14 protein-coding genes are annotated in these 17,436 nt (G+C 42.2%); 3 read left to right on the plus strand and 11 right to left on the minus strand.

Annotated features, from left to right (window positions below; translation table 11 throughout):
- The first annotated feature begins 104 nt into the window (after positions 1 to 104).
- Positions 105 to 944, plus strand: coding sequence for an aldo/keto reductase (locus tag IGI78_RS11540; RefSeq protein WP_430618039.1), 840 nt, complete (start codon positions 105 to 107; stop codon positions 942 to 944).
- Positions 945 to 994: 50 nt separating this feature from the next.
- On the opposite strand, the gene IGI78_RS11545 is transcribed toward IGI78_RS11540, so the two are convergent.
- The 4 genes from IGI78_RS11545 to IGI78_RS11560 form a co-directional block, all read right to left on the minus strand.
- A complete protein-coding gene (locus IGI78_RS11545) occupies positions 995 to 4,084 on the minus strand; it encodes an alpha-mannosidase (protein ID WP_325906982.1) in 3,090 nt (1,029 codons plus the stop codon).
- Positions 4,081 to 4,911, minus strand: a complete 831-nt coding sequence (locus tag IGI78_RS11550) for a carbohydrate ABC transporter permease (protein ID WP_034878427.1) — start codon at positions 4,909 to 4,911, stop codon at positions 4,081 to 4,083. The genes IGI78_RS11545 and IGI78_RS11550 overlap by 4 nt, the downstream gene beginning before the upstream one ends.
- 9 nt (positions 4,912 to 4,920) lie before the next feature.
- The gene (locus IGI78_RS11555) at positions 4,921 to 5,814 is read right to left on the minus strand and encodes a carbohydrate ABC transporter permease (protein ID WP_325906981.1); all 894 of its coding nucleotides are present in this window, start codon (positions 5,812 to 5,814) and stop codon (positions 4,921 to 4,923) included.
- Positions 5,815 to 5,899: 85 nt separating this feature from the next.
- On the minus strand, positions 5,900 to 7,270 hold the full coding sequence (locus IGI78_RS11560; RefSeq protein ID WP_194194801.1) for an extracellular solute-binding protein: 1,371 nt from the start codon (positions 7,268 to 7,270) through the stop codon (positions 5,900 to 5,902).
- Positions 7,271 to 7,492: 222 nt separating this feature from the next.
- On the opposite strand from IGI78_RS11560, the gene IGI78_RS11565 reads away from it, so the two are divergent.
- Positions 7,493 to 9,634, plus strand: coding sequence for a helix-turn-helix transcriptional regulator (locus tag IGI78_RS11565; protein ID WP_077452829.1), 2,142 nt, complete (start codon positions 7,493 to 7,495; stop codon positions 9,632 to 9,634).
- 149 nt (positions 9,635 to 9,783) lie between these two features.
- Here IGI78_RS11565 and IGI78_RS11570 read toward each other — a convergent pair whose 3' ends face one another.
- Genes IGI78_RS11570 through IGI78_RS11590 form a run of 5 tightly spaced genes read right to left on the minus strand, consistent with a single transcriptional unit; the run spans position 9,784 to position 14,134 of the window.
- Positions 9,784 to 10,521: an SIS domain-containing protein gene (locus tag IGI78_RS11570; protein ID WP_096741494.1), complete on the minus strand. Its 738-nt coding sequence runs from the start codon at positions 10,519 to 10,521 to the stop codon at positions 9,784 to 9,786.
- Positions 10,522 to 11,772, minus strand: coding sequence for a PTS ascorbate transporter subunit IIC (locus IGI78_RS11575; RefSeq protein WP_015509221.1), 1,251 nt, complete (start codon positions 11,770 to 11,772; stop codon positions 10,522 to 10,524).
- 2 nt (positions 11,773 to 11,774) lie between these two features.
- Positions 11,775 to 12,056 carry a PTS sugar transporter subunit IIB gene (locus tag IGI78_RS11580; RefSeq protein ID WP_005225413.1) on the minus strand — a complete coding sequence of 94 codons (282 nt, stop codon included), beginning with the start codon at positions 12,054 to 12,056 and terminating at the stop codon, positions 11,775 to 11,777.
- Positions 12,057 to 12,068: 12 nt separating this feature from the next.
- Entirely contained in the window at positions 12,069 to 12,497 is a 429-nt protein-coding gene (locus tag IGI78_RS11585) for a PTS sugar transporter subunit IIA (RefSeq protein ID WP_081117417.1), read from the minus strand.
- On the minus strand, positions 12,494 to 14,134 hold the full coding sequence (locus IGI78_RS11590) for a BglG family transcription antiterminator (protein WP_194194802.1): 1,641 nt from the start codon (positions 14,132 to 14,134) through the stop codon (positions 12,494 to 12,496). Before IGI78_RS11590 ends, IGI78_RS11585 begins: the two co-directional genes overlap by 4 nt.
- A gap of 201 nt (positions 14,135 to 14,335) precedes the next feature.
- Here IGI78_RS11590 and ypfJ point away from each other — a divergent pair, with 201 nt between their 5' ends.
- Positions 14,336 to 15,226, plus strand: a complete 891-nt coding sequence (ypfJ, locus tag IGI78_RS11595; RefSeq protein WP_077452834.1) for a KPN_02809 family neutral zinc metallopeptidase — start codon at positions 14,336 to 14,338, stop codon at positions 15,224 to 15,226.
- 284 nt (positions 15,227 to 15,510) lie between these two features.
- On the opposite strand, the gene IGI78_RS11600 is transcribed toward ypfJ, so the two are convergent.
- Positions 15,511 to 16,326 carry an ABC transporter permease subunit gene (locus tag IGI78_RS11600; protein ID WP_195264687.1) on the minus strand — a complete coding sequence of 272 codons (816 nt, stop codon included), beginning with the start codon at positions 16,324 to 16,326 and terminating at the stop codon, positions 15,511 to 15,513.
- Positions 16,323 to 17,207: an ABC transporter ATP-binding protein gene (locus IGI78_RS11605; protein WP_195264685.1), complete on the minus strand. Its 885-nt coding sequence runs from the start codon at positions 17,205 to 17,207 to the stop codon at positions 16,323 to 16,325. Before IGI78_RS11605 ends, IGI78_RS11600 begins: the two co-directional genes overlap by 4 nt.
- Positions 17,208 to 17,436 lie beyond the last annotated feature (229 nt).

The raw sequence follows: 17,436 nt of genomic DNA on the forward strand, positions 1-17,436 counted from the left end.
CTGAAACAGAAACCGTTGCTCTTTTTTCTTTGTTTGAGCAAGTTGTTTACGTTCCTGGCAAAAAAGCGTTAGAGTAGAATGTAAAGAAAAGGAGGAATCATTTTATGAAAGCACCTTTACTGACATTAAACGACGGCAATTTACGCCCCGCAGTGGGCATCGGTACCTATCAGATCCGCGGTGGCGAAGGGTTGAGCCAGCTGCAAGCAGCGATCGCTGACGGGTATCGATTGATCGATTCTTCAACCAATTATGACAATGAAGGCATTGTCGGCAAAGCGATCCGTCGCTCTGGCATCCCACGTTCAGAATTTTATATCACCTCAAAATTACCGGGAAAATACCATGGCTACAATGATGCCCTAACCAGCATTCAAGAATCCCTTGCTCGCATGGGACTCGACTACTTCGATGCCTTTTTGATCCACTGGCCATTACCAAAACGCGGCAAATATGTCGAAGCTTGGCAAGCCTTAGTGACCGCCCAAAAATTAGGCTTGATCCGTTCCATCGGCGTTTCCAATTTTGAACCAGAACATTTGGATGCCATCATTGAAGCAACTGGTGTGACCCCTGCGCTAAATCAAATTGAGATCCATCCTTACTGGGTCCAAAAACGAATGGTTGCAGAGAACAAAAAACGCGGCATCGTAACAGAAGCTTGGAGCCCACTAGGTCGTGGCAGCGATGCCCTGAAAGAACCACTGATCACTGAACTAGCTGAGAAATACCAAAAATCAGCTGGTCAAATCATCTTGCGCTGGCATGTGGAACGTGGCATTTTGCCCCTTCCAAAATCAAGAAACCTCGCCCATCAACGAGAAAATCTTGCAATCTTCGACTTTGAACTGACTGAAGATGAAATCAATCAAATCAATCAGTTAAACAAGGAAGACGGCCGTATTGATGGTCAAGACCCAAATGAGTATGAAGAGTTTGAATAAACAAAACCAGCAGCTTCTCCGCTATAAATGGAGAAGCTGCTGGTTTTAGTTTATCTCAACTCAAAATGAAATGTCTTTATTTCAAAGGGGGCCAAGGTAAATGAGACTTTATCTTTCCACTGCTCATTATTTAAAGGTATCTCCATCAAATCTGTTTCTTGCCAAAAACTGTGTGGCAACTGCAATGTAACCTCCCTAGTTCCTCCCGTGTGATCATGTAAACGTAAAATCCACCCTTTGCCGGTTTCTGCTTGCTTGATGGTGTCGATGGTAACTGAGGTTTCACAGTCTATTTGCAACGGAAGCAACCAAGAATGTTCTCCGTTAATAACCGTTAATGGCGAGTTGAGGGACCATGCTTCTTCCATAGTTCCCCCATCGATGGCATCGTGCTCGTGGGCATAAAAACTGTAAGTAAATTCGTGATCACCATCGTCAGCCAGTGGATCAGGATAAATAGCGCCTTTAAGCAAGGTCAAGCTTAATTGATTTTCCTTAACAGCATAACCATATTTACAGTCATTCAATAAACTTATCCCACAATATTTTTCTGAAAGATCTGCCCACTGGTGGCCTACTGTTTCAAACTGAGCCAATTGCCAACTGGTATTAGAATGGGTAGCTCGTTTTACATTTCCGTACTGAATATCAAATACTGCTTCAGTTGATCGAATTGCTGCATCAAAGTTTACCTTCAACAGTTGTTGGCGTTCATGCCATGAAACGTTTGTTAAAAAATCGATTCGTTGTGTATGAGCATAGACCCGCATTTCCTGATGTATCTGCGAATCACCAAACGTATACTCAAATACAACGGAAGCGTAAAGCGCATTATTTGAATGCAATCGAATTTGATCGGCTTGAAGCACTGTTGCTTTTTCTTGATAAAAACTATCGATGTCCCATGCATCATAATTTAAAGGTTTGTCTTCAAATAGCTGAAAAACATTCCCTTTTCCTTCCAACATTTCTCTACCCAGTTTCTTATCAAAAATGCTAATTAAATTTCCCGATGTTTCCCATAAAATTCGCAAACGATTGGTCTCAATCGCCCCCTCTGTGAACTCAGCGAGCGGTTTGATGTCTTTATTTCCTGCTATCGGTTGAAACTCTATGACCACCTGACTCATCCGCGGAACATTTGCCACAAGAACAGACTGTTTTTCTCCGTCAAAATAAGCCGGAAGTTCTTTTCCTTGTGAATCAATAAAGCGACCTTCTTGTAAAAGCGGAAGTTCCACAAATTCATTCCGTGACCAGCCAGCTGTATTGATGACTGTATACTTTTGACTAGCAGGTCCATCTAATTGTTCAAATAACTGTTGAATGGTCTGAGTCACGACGGCAAACTCTGCTCTATGGTCTTGATAAACTTCTTTGATCGAAGAACCAGGAATAATATCGTGGAATTGATTACGAAGAACCGTCTCCCATGTTTCAAAAAGCGGCTCCTTAGGATACTCGTCTTCTTTGCTGGCTGCTAAACATGTATAGAGAATCTCAAGTTCCCGTAAAGCAATTTCAGCTTTTCGATTCATTTTTTTGGCAAACGCTTGCGAGGTATAGGTTCCTCGATGATATTCCAAGTACAATTCACCATCCCAACGAGAGACCAGCGACTTATTTCGTTCTACTGTCTGATGCAGTCGTTCAAAAAAGGCTTTCGCTATTCCTGTTTTGACTTGCGGCAATCCTGGAATCTGGTCAAGGCGTCGTCGATTTTCCAGCATCTCTCTAGTGACACCGCCTCCGCCGTCCCCATGACCGTATGACAGCAGAAATTCTTGATTCAAACGCTTGTCTTGATATCCGTCGTAAATTCCTTGAACGGTCTCCGGAGAGAGCGTTCCATTGTAGGTATAAAACCATTCTTCTGCCCATTCATCCGTTTTACCATCAACTGGCGTGGTGATAAAATGCGTCAAAATATCTGTCCCATCGATTCCCCGCCAATAAAAGGTATCATGAGGCATCCGGTTGTATTGGTTCCAGCTGATTTTGGTCGTCATAAACGTCTCAATGCCAGATTTTTTTAAAATTTGGGGTAAAGCCCAAGAATAACCGAATACATCTGGAAGCCACAAGAAATGCATCTCTTTGTCAAATTCTTCCTTCACAAATTTTTTCCCATGGAGTATCTGACGGACCAATGATTCGCCTGACGGTATATTGCAATCGGCTTCCAGCCACATGGCTCCGTCCACTTCCCAACGGCCTTCTTTGATTCTCTTTTTGATTTTCTCATAAAGAGCTGGATAGCTTTCTTTGACATATTTGTATAGCTGAGGTTGGGTTTGCAAGAAAATATATTCTGGGTATTGTTCCATCAAACGTAAAACCGTTGAAAAACTGCGGACAGCTTTTTCCCCTGTATGCTTCAGCCGCCACAGCCAAGCAACATCGATATGTGTATGGCCGATAGCTGTCACAGTAATCTCCGAAAGTTTAGGTATTTTTTGCAGTTCTTGGTTTAAATAATGATCAGCTTCCTCAACGCTGTAGTAAAAAGAGATAGATCCGGGTACCTGCCACTGAATCAAACGAAAGGCATCATCTAAAAGATTCAACAGCTTGTATCGTATCGGTTCATTTTCCGGTAACCCATCGATAGTTTTCGCCATCATATCAGCGAGAAAGAAACAGTCGTCAGCAGCCAAGTGTCGTTTTGCCAAACAAGCTTGCCGAAACTCATGCCGTTGAATGACTTCAGCCCCACCGCCTTCCAAGCCCGACCATAGTTTCAAATCAAGTCGGATGGTTTCCCCCCGGTAATGATCCGCCAGAAAAATCTCTGTATGATTCGAATCGACACCCTGATAAGGCTCACCATTAATCAACATCAAGGACTCAAAACCTGAATTATAGCCACCACCTGTACGACCAAAATCAATCAGTAACCATAAGTCTTTCTCGTCTGGAACCGTCAATTCATAATGAGCCCAAATGTAACGGTCTCTCCCTTGCCAGAAATCGCCAACTGAAAGTGTAAAGTCCCACTCTTCTGGTGGGTGTTTTTCCGTTTTTGACTTATCTTCTTTTGCTGACCACATTGTCAGGTCTTGTACTTTTTGAAACCGATACGCTTTTAGTTCAGCGATTCGTTTCGTTAATTTTTTTTTCGTATGAAATGGATCTTTCATCCTTTCGTCGCTCCTCCCATGCTAAATCCTTTAGACATATACGTTTGTGACAAAGCATATAAAATGACGACTGGTAAGGTATATAGCACCGAAAAAGCGGCTAAACGGCCATAATTGACCATACCAAAGTTGCCGAAAAACTGAAAGATCGAGACTGATGCCGGCATTTTTTCGGGTGACTGAATCAAAATATAAGGAACAAAGAAGTTGCCCCAGCTTCCAGTAAAAGTAAAAATACCAACCGTACAAATACCTGGAACCATCAGCGGCGCTACGACTTTTCGTACCCCTTGCCATGTTGAAGCCCCATCGACCCAAGCGGACTCTTCTAAGTCGATTGGTACCGAATCCATAAAGTTCTTCATCATCCAAATCCCATAAGGCAGTGAGGATGCAGTCAAGAAGAATGTCACCGCCAGTAATGAATCTTGAAACTTCAAAAAGATAAACAGTTGGTAGACCGGCACGATGACAGCAGTCATCGGTAATGAGGTCATGAACAGCACCGCCATCAAAAAACTTTTTTTATATCTTAACTGATACCTCGACAAGGGGTATGCTGCCAAAACACATAAGACAACAACTAAAATCGATTGACAGCCGGACAAAAGCAAGCCGATTCCAAATGACCGAATGATGGTTTGATCAGAAAGGATCGAAGCAAAATTTTCAAATGATACTGCTTCAGGTAATTTCAAAGTTTGAATAGCGCCCGGATCAATAGAGGCAATCAGCATCCACAACAGTGGGAGCAAAAACAACAAGGCTAATACTGCTAATAGCAGATAATGAATCAGGGTCTCCAATTTTTCACTGCGTTTTACCATTTTTTTCACCTACACTTTCACTTTCAGCATTTTCATATAAATCAAGCTTGCAGTAGCACCAATCAGCAGCAAGACTAGCGAAATCGCTGTTCCGTATCCTAGCTGATAGCTGACAAAAGCTTGTTTGTACATGAAGACTGGCAGGGTTGCAGTCTGATTGCCGGGACCACCACCAGTCATGGTATAAATCAACGTGAAGACACCCAATGTCTGCAAAGTGACAAGCATCAAATTCGTTGCAATGGTACCTTTGACCATCGGAATCGTAATTTTTCGAATCACTTGCCAGCGGCTGGCGCCATCCATAACCGCAGCTTCCTCTACTTCCTTAGGGATCTCATCTAAAGCGGATTGAAACACCATCATTGAAAAAGCGGTTCCTCGCCAAATATTGGCAATCACAACGCTGATCATAGGAAACGCAAACAGCCAAGCAACTGGCTCAAATCCCATCAGTCCCATCAACCAGTTGGCTGTTCCACTGTCCCCTAAAAAAGCAACCCAGCAAAAGGAAACAACGACTTCCGGCGTAACCCATGCGGCAATGATGATCAGACCGACGACTCGCCGAAAGGCACGATTCTTCTCCCGCATCATAAATGCAATCAAAAAACCTAAGAAACATTGACCAATCACTGCAGAAAAAAAGACGAAAATCAAGGTTCGTACCACACTAGTTTGAAAAGCCGGATCATTGAACATGCGTACAAAGTTTTCAAAGCCGACGAACCGCAATTGACTTGCTTCAGCACCGGTCAGAGCCAAGTTCGTGAAGGAAAAGATAAAAGTTAAGATAACTGGACCAACAAAAAATATCAGCAGCAAGAGCCAACTGGGAAATAAAAAAATCAACGCTTTTTTACTATTGGACATTTGCTGCTCTCGTTTTAGCGAATGTTCCATTCTTTTCTCCTTTCTTAGTAAAAAGAGAAGGAACGTTAGACCCTAGTCGGATCGTTTTCAACGAGTCCTTCTCCTATTTATTTACTTAATCAATGGCATCCTCACCGACAATCCTCGTCACATTGGCTGCGTAATCACTAGCTGCTTCTTCCGGTGTCTTGCTGCCAGTGGCAACCGCCTCTACCATTGTTTGAATCTCAACGGAAACATTTGGATATTTGTCATCGGCAGGACGGAAATGGGCATACTGCAAGAAAGAGGTTGCTTGTTCAATAAAAGGCTGCTTCTTGTATTCGTCAATTTCAGCTGAATCATCTCGGACGGTTAGATTCCCTTCAGCAATTGCACGAGCAGCTTGCTGTTCTTTTCCACCGAGAGCCTGAACTACTCGCCATGAAGCTTCTTTATTTTGTGCTTTTTCAGGAATGGCCCATGTCCAGCCTCCTGACATGGTCGTAAATGGCGGTTCACCACCATTTTGTGTAGGCATGGCTGCGAACCCAAAACGTTCTGTCATATTCTCAACAGGAGTTGCCCCATTTTCTGTCCAGTTACCGGCACTCCAAAATCCATCCAGTAGCATACCAACTTCATCATTAGGAAATTTGTCTTGGAACATCACTGATCCGTAATTACTGTTAATAGCAACAGATAAAGAAGGGCCTAATTGTTTCTGGTTATACACTTCATCAATAAAAGTTAAAGAGTCAATGATCCCTTGTGTATTCACTTGCCACTTTCGCGTTTCATTATCAAATAGTGTGTCTTGAGTACCGTATAAAAGCATCTGGAAAGTCTGCATGGAAACCGACTCACCATTGGCTTTAGCCACACCTAATCCTAAGGGGATCACATTCTCATCGGAAGCTTTGATTGCTTCAGCTGCCTCAATAATCTCCCCCCAAGTTGTTGGCTGCCAGTCTTCAGGCAGACCGGCTTTCTTAAAGACATTTTTGTTGTACCAAATCCCGCGAGAATCAGAAGTTCCTGGAATGGCATACGTACTACCATCTTCAGCAATGACACCAGCTTTTAAGTTTTCTGTATATTTATCCCATTGATCCCAGTCAGCAACATATTCATCAAGATTGGTTAAGTAACCAGCGTTTGCATCAGAATTCAACATAAAGGAATCTTCTGCCACTACATCGGGTGCTGTGCTTTCTGACTGCATGGAAAGAGCAACTTTTGAAAAATAATCCCCTTCGCTTGCCGTAATCGGAGAAAGTACGATTTTAATGTCCTCATTTTCTTTCTCAAATTCTGGAATAAATGTTTCTTCCAAGTATTGGGTCATTTTATCGTTTTCCCCAGTATTGCGCCAAGTGATCTTGATCTCGGTTTTCCCTTCTGAACCTTCCCCGCTTGAAGAGCCATCGCTGTTCCCACAAGCAGCAAGAACCATAGGCAGCGTCAGGATGGTCAGGAGTGATGCAGCTTTTCTTTTCATTGACATAATTGTTCCTCCTAAATCATTTTTCATTTTCTCTCGCTTAAAGTAAGCGCTTTAAATATAGCGTATTTAGACATTGTTGAATATCAACATTATTCGTTGGAATATACACTTTTTAACCTTAATATCAAGTTTTGTAGACAACTGCAAATAATGATGATTTGACTCAAGCTGATTTATCTCTATAATCAATGTAAACGTTACCAAAAAAAGAAAGGAGCACTTATGAAATCAAAAACCTATCGAAAAATATTCTTAACCTTTTTAACGGTAATCATTGTGTATACTATTTTTATTATGGTGATTGTTATCAATAATGAAGTCAATCAGCGAAAAACTGAGCAAACTACCCAAAGTATTATGACGTTAGAGAACAGTGCGTTTCGCATTGATCAACAACTTCGATTTGCCCTCAATTCAATGAAATCTTTAGCAACAAAAGAAAGTATTATAGTGTTTTCCCAAAGTACTGAATCTGATTACGCGTTGTTTTCAGCGATGTATGATGAAATTCGTGAAAACTATTTGTTAATGAATCAGTTTGAATACTCTATTGGAATCTTGAATCCAGAGAATCATATCATCGTCAGTTCTGACGGCTATTTTGTTTACAATGATTTCTTTTCCTTTTTGAATATAGAAACAAAAGCCGGTCTTCTTTCCGAAATGCTCGCAGATGCCAGCTTCAGTTCTTCCATCTTCGAAACCCTGGATCAGCGGCTGATTTTGCTTCATAAAGAGCAAGTGGAGAATCAGACCCTTTATTTCTTTGCCTATTGGAAAAAAAATGAACTACTGTCTCCAATGAATCAAGGCCTACAAGTTATCGACCAACAATATTTTTCTAGTGAGACCAATTCACCGATACTTACTGATTTTACACAAAATACCATTCAACAAGAGACGAAATCAGATACTATCGTTTTCATAAAAAATTCAGAGGTACTCCCTTTTGCCAATTATCAATTGACACCCGCGATTCAAAGCAGTTTTCCTTTCTCTACGATTTCTTCCTTTCTCCTTCCGTTAATGGTTTTGATCGTACTAGGTGCTTTGATCGTCGTTTTCTTGAGTAAGCGGATGTACAAACCTTATTTAGAAATCTTGGATGAAATCAAAAAGAGTAATGGGGATATTTTAACAGTTGATGATATCAACTTAGCGTTGCATCAAATGATCGAGTCGTCTAGTTCGATCAACCAGCTCCAGTCCCCCGTCTCAGATGAAGTTAAGGAACTTTTCTTAAAAAATCTGCTATACGGAAAATACACCTACAGTATGAGCAAGAGTTTACTACCTACTTTTCATCTTGAAGGCATAGAAAAAGGCGGGAGTTTTGCTTTTCTGACCTTCTCAGGTGAGATGGTGGAAGAAGCCGGTTTTAATGAAACAGAAATCATTCATGTACGCAAACAGTTGATCAAGAAAAACATTCATATCGAGGGTTATGATATCATCAGTTTTTCTGAGAAACACCTTGTCATTCTTTTTTACGATCAGGAATATTCACACATCATGAAAGAGATCGATCAATTGAAGCTAACGATAGAAGACAGTTTGAACTTGAGAATGACTTATCTGCTTTCCAAACCATTTCATTCTCTCGATCATTTTATTGAAGTTTTTCACGAAACCTGTCAGTGGTCAGATGAATGCAATGGCGAAGATCAGTTCCATCAAATACCAGTTCCAACATCAAACGCTTTTCATAAAATCAATTATACCGTTGATGAAGAACAGTTACTGATCCAATATTTCAAAGTAGGTGATTTTGTCCATGCTAGAGAATTATTGCAACAAATCGTGGAGATCAATATTTCCAGCAACCGTTCTCTAGGCTTCCTTCAGGAATTTTCAGCCGCTCTGACCTTAACAATAAAACGTATCGCTGTGATCAAAGAGATTTCCTACCCTGAATTCTACGAACAAAATAAGAAACAATTTCTTTACTTAAAAAAAGGTTTTTCAGATCCCGATGTGAAAAAAACAATTTTTACCCTTTTTGACACACTGATCACTCAGATCGAAACCACGGAAAATAATAATGGATCCAAAACAGATGAAATCATTCAATTTATTAATAGCAATTATTGCAGCGACCTCAGTTTAACAGATATTGCCCAGCAGTTTCATCTAAGTGAAGCCTATTTAAGCCGGTTGATTAAAGAACGACTGTCCATGTCCTTCAAACCATACGTCAATCAACTACGTGTCGAAAAAGCCAAACGTCTGATGAGCGAACAAGAAAGTTCAATCAATGAAATTGCTAGTAAAGTCGGCTTTAAAAATACCAATTCCTTTATTCGGGTATTCAAACAATTTGAAGGGTCGACACCTGGTACTTATCGTACCAATAAAATTCATTAAGCTTTAAAATTCTAATACAAAAAAAACGATCTGAACGAGATTTGATCCCTACATTTACGAATTGTTTCCCTCAAGAAAATTCGTTCTATTAGTAGTTTTCAAATTTTTCGTTCTGATCGTTCTAATATAAAGATAAGTTACTTATACAGTCACAGCTGATAATGGATCGCCTCTTGGTACTTTTCAAACAGGGACTGGTTCAATTCATCCCCGCCGTCTAGGTTCGCTGAGTAAAAAATCGGCGGATAGTCGACACCGGCTTCTTTTAGTTTTTGGCAAACTTCAACGATGATCGCATTTAAGATCGTTGCGCCGACTACGGTGGATGTAGGTCCGACTTTTTGTTCCACGTCAGGGATCGTACACGCAGCATCGCCAATCTCCCCATGATTGTCGATGACGATATCCGCCGTTTCAAACAAACGCAAGCCTGATGTATGACGGCTGCTGACTGTTTTCGAATAGGTAAGGTTCGTTAATGCGATGATCTTGACCCCTTTTTCTTTAGCATGAAGCGCCATATCGATGATAACTGGGTTTCGCCCAGACACCGAATGCAAGATCAGCACATCGCCTGCTGTAAAGGGCTGGGTCGCCGCCAAGGCCCTACCGTAGCCTTCTAAGCGCTCCATTTTACTAGTGAAGGTGATTGGGCTGCGATCAAGCATCAGTTCTCTTCCAAAGATCGCGTTGATGGTCATCATGCCCCCTGCTCGATAATACATCTCTTCGGCTAAGATCCCAGCGTGACTTGCGCCAAAAATGTAGATGGCTTTTTTGGTCAAGTTGGCTTGCGTCAGTAATTCAATGGATTGCTCAATCGCTGGTGCTTCTTTTTCTTCTACAATAGACAATAGTTCTTTTGCTTTTTCAAAGTATTGAAACATTTAAAACCCTCCAAACAGCTTGCCGATCAATTCACCAAGGATGCCCCATAGAGATAAATCGTTCCCACCGAAAATCAAGATCCAGTTTTGAATCGTCGTTGAGAATAACGCTGCAGAGATCCCAACGAGTGCTACCATAACGACAGAAGCTGTGATCGTGCCAATAATGGCACCTCGCAAGCCCCCTTGTCCTTCACCAATCACCGCAGCACCCCCACATTCAAAGAAGCTGGTGATGACTAAAGGAACGATCAAAATGCCAAAGACGTTGGTCGTATTGGCAATGACCACTAAAATCGTTGAGGTGATCATCGCCACGATAAAGCCGATGATTACAGCATTTGGACGGTAGTTGAACAAGATTGGCACATCAAAAGCTGGTTTTGCTCCTGGAACGACTTTTTCTGCGATCCCTTGAAAGGCTGGAATGATTTGGTTGATCAATAGACGTACCCCATACAACATGATCAATAGTCCTGCACCGAAGTTCAAGCCAGCATCAACCGCAAACATCACCAAGTTGCCCCCTTCAGGAACTAATACGGGCGCAATCAAACCAATAACGATATTCATCAAAAACATCACTAATGCGCCAGTAATCGATATTTCACGGAAAAACGAGAGATTTTCAGGCACTTTCAAATCTTCCGTCGATTTTTCTTTGTTTCCGACCCGTTTTGCAACAAAGCCTGAAACCAATGACAAGATCCCCGTTGGATGACCGATCAAGAATGAATCATCGCCTGTGGCATCCCATACATATTTCCGCATGATCCATGGCATGAATGACCAGTAACAAGCAGATAGAACCGCCCCTAAGATCAACAGCGGGATTCCAGTAAGTCCGCCTTCAACGCCCCCAGCGACGATGACGAATGGGAACCACCACAACATGTGACCGGTGAGGAAAATCGTCTTCACAGGTGTAAAGCGAGCAATCAATAAATGAATGACAAGTCCGAAAAACATCGCTAAACCTACTGTTCCGCCGTATTCTGCCGTAAAGGTGATGTCAGAGAGCCCATCTGACACAGCAACGCCTAATTGGGTTTGAACCGCTGCATTGATCGGTGCGATCGTTCCCACCAACATATTTACCCCAGCCGTCAATGCCACCATCCCGAAGGAAGCTGTTAAGGTTCCTTTGACGACTTCTGCAAAAGGTTTTCTTTGTACCAATAACCCAATCATGGCAATGATCCCCAGTAGGACTGGCGGATTTTTTAAAATATAATCCGTAACAAAATTCATGCTTATCCCTCTCTTTCAGCTAAAAATTTTTCCATTTGCTGTTTGACTTCTTCTTTATCCATATACTTTTTGATTGGATAAACGGGTGCTTTAACGGATGCTTTTAACTCATTCAATAATTCATTGCTCGTAAAATAAACATCTGCGGGTGTCGCTTTTGCTGTTGATAAATCAGTATTCTCGGCAGTTGCCGTCAACCCTAACTCTTTGATCACCTTATCGATCGTCATCTTCAATACCATTGAGCTTCCTACACCAAATCCACATACTGCTAAAATTTTCATATCCTTTTCCTCCTATTGGAATAATTGACAAATTTGTTCCCGATCGCCGTTTAATATAACGTTGTATTTTTCTTCATCCATAAAGATCGCCATGATCTCTTTCAAGCTTTCTAGATGGCTTTCACTATCTGCGGCGGCTAAGACAAGAAATATCCGCACCGGTTTCCCCTCAAGATCGATGGGCTGTTTCGTTACTAAAAGGCTCATACTTTGCTCCAAAACCCCTTCTCCAGGACGGGCATGCATCAGCGCAAAGTAATCCGCCAACACCATGTAAGGACCATTTTCTTCCACGCTTTGAATCATCGCTTCGATGTATTCTGACGTGATCAGCGCTTCATCCAGCAAGGGCTGGCTAGCTAATTTTACGGCTGAGCGCCAATCTGCCACTGTCTCATCCGTTTGTATATGCTTTTCAGGCAAATAATCCTTCACTTTCATTCTGATTTAACCTCCAACATTTTTGATAGGAACCATTCTTTGTTTTCGATTCCTTGCATGATCAATTTCATCATTGGTTCCACCTTTTGCGTCTCATCCTCTCGGATCATCAATAAAATAATGATGTCGGCTTTTTGGTTGCCCCATTCTACTGGCTGATCCAAAAGTAGGATTGAGATCGCTGTTTTTTCGACATAATTCGGATTGCCATGAGGGATGGCAAAGCCATTATCTAAATAGGTTGATTGTAGCTGCTCTCTTTCAATGACGGATTGCTGAAACTGCGCTTTTCGTTTTTCATCACTAAAAGGGGTTTGTTCGATCAGAAAATTGATGGCTTCTGTTTTGCTGGCAAATCGCTCGAAAAAGACGGTTGGCTGGATCATCGATTGGGCTTGAAGAAGTAAACCATTTTGATCGACCACCGCCTCATTATCGATGACTAAATCGATGTAGTGATTCATGATCCGCTTCATGTCGCGATTGGTCACCATAGGCGAGATCCGTACCACAGGTTTTTGAATCCCTACGAGATCGATGGTTGAAATAATAAAATCGATTGCCGAAATGTCCATCTGCTTTAATTTTTCTACTGAAACGGTTTCGATACTGTCGATCTCTGGCAGAATGCGACGAATTTTCGCAGAGACAAATGAGCTAGTGCCGACACCATTGGGACAGACAAAAATAATTTTGTTCATGCGGCGCATTCGCTCGATTGCTGCTTGAAAATGGATTGTGACAAATCCGATCTCATCATCAGAGATCCCCACTTGATACGCTTTCAAGAAATCATGAAGCGAGAACCAGACCACGCCATACAAGGCAGGATAGTTTTGTTTGATTTCTTCTAACAAAGGGTTGATGACTGTGGTTTGCGCTTCGATCCGCAGCAGTAGTTGATACAGATGGATCGTCACATCTTCTTCCAATCGATTGTCTTGGGTCAAGTCGGTGCCTAAGCCTTCGCTGATTTTTTGAATCAAGTTGCGCACTTTTCCCCGAAAGACGAAAGGAACTTTTTCACTTTTCATAAAAAATTTCAAGCCGCTACCGACGATCAGGTAGGTTAGATATTGCACTTCTTTTGGTGAAAATTGATAAATGTGCTGTTCTTCGATTTCTTTCAGTAGCTCATAGACTAACGGATATTTGTCGAACTCCAAAAACAGCTTCCCCACTTGGCGATTTTCTTCAATCACTAAGTTTTCAGAATGACTCGCCCGTTCGATCAGCAGCACGATGGAAAGGACAATACTTTGGATATAGCTGTCGGGCATTTCCACTTGTTTTTCCATTAACGCTCGACGAAAGGCCTGATTTACTTCCTGGTATTTCGCAGGTTCCACCAACAAGGAAAACGCCGCTGGTTGATCCAGCATCATTAAGCAAAAGCGTTTGAGCACCCGATGGATCTGGGATTCACTTGCTTCAAAAAATGTACCTGAATTATCAAATCTCAGACGTAAGCTTTCTTTTTGAAACAGCTCTTTTAAATAAGAAATATCTTTGGCAATACTGCTGCGGGAAACGAAATAATCCTCTGCTAACTGCTGATAGCTGAGATGCTCGCCAGCAATCAACCGCTTAAAAATCAAAATCCTTCGTTCCGATGTCCCCGAATAATTCATTTTCATACGCTCACCCTCTACATCTATTTTATTGCTACTGTAACAAATTAGAAGGCTAATTGTTAGATTAAAGAATGATTAAAAGGAGTGTACACTTTGATTTTCAAGGCTCCTGAAGGCATTTTAAAACAATTTCAAGGCGCTTTTTTTCACAATCTGCCGCCTTTCTCTTATAATTAAGCTAGGATTTATATAGGAGGAGATAACATGAAATGGCGTGGGGGTAGACAAAGCAGCAATGTCGATGATCGAACGGGGCGATCATCTGGCTCAGGCGGGATGTTGGCTGCTGGTGGCGGGATCGGTACGGTGATCATCGCTGTTTTATTTTTCCTGTTTAGCGGTGGTGATTTAAGTTCGCTGCCGGATGTCTTGGGTGGCAGCGGTCAAGCAGCCAATTACCAGACAGAAAATGTGGGCACCAGTGAGTACACGGAGGAAAAAGAATTTTCCGCAGTCGTGTTCGGCTATTTAGAAGATTATTGGCAAGACGTTTTTCAAGAGCGACAAGAAACCTATCAAGACCCGACACTCGTATTATTTACGGGAAGTGTGCAGTCGGCATGCGGCTATGCCACGTCACAGGTTGGTCCGTTTTATTGCCCAGCAGATGAGAATGTGTACCTTGATCTGAGCTTTGCCAATGAGCTTTCCGATAAATATGGAGCAAGCGGCGACTTCGCAATGGCCTATGTCATCGCCCATGAAGTCGGTCATCATGTGCAAAATGAGCTGGGGATCACCCAACAATTGGACAAAATCCGCCAGCAAGTTTCAGAAAAGGAATACAATCAGTACAGCGTTCGTTTGGAACTGCAAGCTGACTACTTAGCTGGTACTTTTGCGAAATACTTGCAAGGCGAAACCTATCAAGGACAACCGATCTTAGAAGCTGGCGACATTCAAGAAGCGATCACGGCTGCCAATGCTATCGGGGATGATACACTGCAAAAAGAATACCAAGGCTATGTTGTTCCAGATAGTTTTACGCACGGCACATCGCAGCAACGCGTGGACTGGTTTAACCGTGGTTATCGTTATGGTGACTTAGCACATGGCGACACCTTCAATGTCGATAGCCTTGATTTGAGCAAGTAGCTTCAACTAAAAAAACACTCCGAAGCAGCAGGCGTTTCATGCTGCTTCGGAGTGTTTTTAGGTTCTATGTGTCCCTTCAAGGCTTTTGGTGAAGGGACACTTTAGGCTTTCTTAACTTTCGCAACGATTTTTTCGCAAAAACGTGCCTGCTTCGTCATACTTTTTTCACATTTCGAGACTATTATATAAGCATACCAACAAACAACCCTAACACTTTTTCATTTTTACTCCTTTGCCTGTCAGTCCCCGCTGACAGGCTCTTTTTTGTCTTTTGATTGTTGTGCTCAGATCTGCAAGTCTTTGCGCTCGTAACGGTAAAAGGTGCCAAAGAAACACAATACACCGATCAGCAGTACCCATAGGACTGATGTGGCGCCGTTATCCATGAGTTGGACGGGTAATGCCATCCGCACAGGCGAAAGTCCTGCCAGCCATTCCAATTTATCGTAGAGTTCCCCCACGATGCCGAGCAAATACAGACCGAACACGCAGCCTAAGCCGACGCTGGCGGTTTGTTTGCTGGAACGCAAGATCGTGGATAAAAAGAAACCTAGACAGAGGAAGAAAACTAAGACACCGTATTCGGCAACGAAGATTTTTCTGATTTCTTCTATAAAAGCGGACAGGTCGTCTTCAGGCAGTTTGAATAGAGCAAACGAGGCCAGACTACTGCCATAGGCAATCAGCCAAAAGCCAGTCAGCAGCAACAATCGGGCGAGGAACTTCCACCCAACGATTTCTCTGCGGCTAATAGGCTGAGCATATAAATACTCGATCGTTCCTTCTGATTCTTCAGTGATCAGGCTGTTCAAGCCTAAAAGCATCCCATAAATACACGCGGCGATAAATAAGTATTGAAAGTAGTACCCGAAAAAGCCTGTCGGTGAAACCAAGCTTGAAGGACCTGTCAGTTGGATGTTAAAGATGCCTAGTAATTCTGGGCTGAAAGAGCCCAACATCTGGTCTAATGACGTTTTCATTTCTGGCGTGATCATTTGAGGATAGATAGCCGTAAATCCAAAAATGATTCCTGCAAAAAGGATCGTCCAGACTAGCCAGCCTTTGAAGGTATTTTTAAGGTCGATTTTCATTAAAGTCATTTTTGAGAACCTCCTTCATAGAGCAGCATAAATTGCTGTTCAAGGGTTGGGTGTTCGATCGTGAACTCTTTAATGGCAGGATTGGTTAGAAAATGTGCCAGCTGATTCATGTCTCCTTGATAGAAAAAACGCAAGCTGTGTGATTCCTGAGCAAGAACTTGTACGTTTTCCAAGCCGACTAATGAGATACTGTCCTCATTCGTGAGCGTTACAACTTTGCCGAAATTTTCTTCCTCACTCAGTTCTTTCACGGTGATGATCTGTCCTTCACGAATAAAGGCGGTCCGGTGGGCATAGCTCTGAATTTCATGCAGATCATGACTGGATAGAAAAATCGTCATCCCCTGTTTGTTTCTTCTGAGAAGCTCTTCAAACAGCCGTTTTTGGATCAAGGGATCTAAGCCATTGGTCGGCTCATCTAAAATCAACATTCTCGGTTGTGCAATCAAGGCGCTCGCAAGCCCGACTTTTTTCTTGTTCCCTAAAGAAAGTTCTGCGATCGATTTGTTTGGATCAATTTGAAAAAGCTCCATCAACTCCTGAATCTCTTTTTTTGGCTGTTTGACTTGATGAAAATCCGCCGTAAATGCCAGTAATTCTGCTGTCGTCATTTTCGAATAAAACCGTACATCACTGGAAACATACCCAGTAAACGTTTTGATTTCTTTGGCTGCTTTTTGGCAATCTCGTCCAAAAATCGCTGCCTGCCCTGCATCTGGTTTGATAAAATTCAACAATACTTTGATGGTCGTTGATTTTCCCGCACCATTTGGTCCGATAAAGCCAAAAATCTCTCCTTCTGCCACTTGCAATGATACATTCTCGATGGCGTACTTCTTGTTGTATTGTTTGCTTAGTCCGTTGATCGTAATGGCATCCATCCTGTCCCCTCCTTGTACTGCTTTGATGCCATCAGTGTAGCCTTATTTCGTGTTTCCGTCAATCAAAGATCTAAAAGGATTCCGCTGGAATTTTTTACGAAAATCATCAACAGATTGACACACTTCTATTGCTTTCTCTTCCTATTTTTTTCACATTTTCCCGCTATTATTAATACATACCAACAAACAACCCTAACACTTTTTCATTTTTACTCCTATCCCGCCAGTC

This window comes from Enterococcus sp. DIV1767, assembly GCF_050542585.1.
GTDB classification, from domain to species: Bacteria; Bacillota; Bacilli; order Lactobacillales; family Enterococcaceae; genus Enterococcus_D; species Enterococcus_D innesii.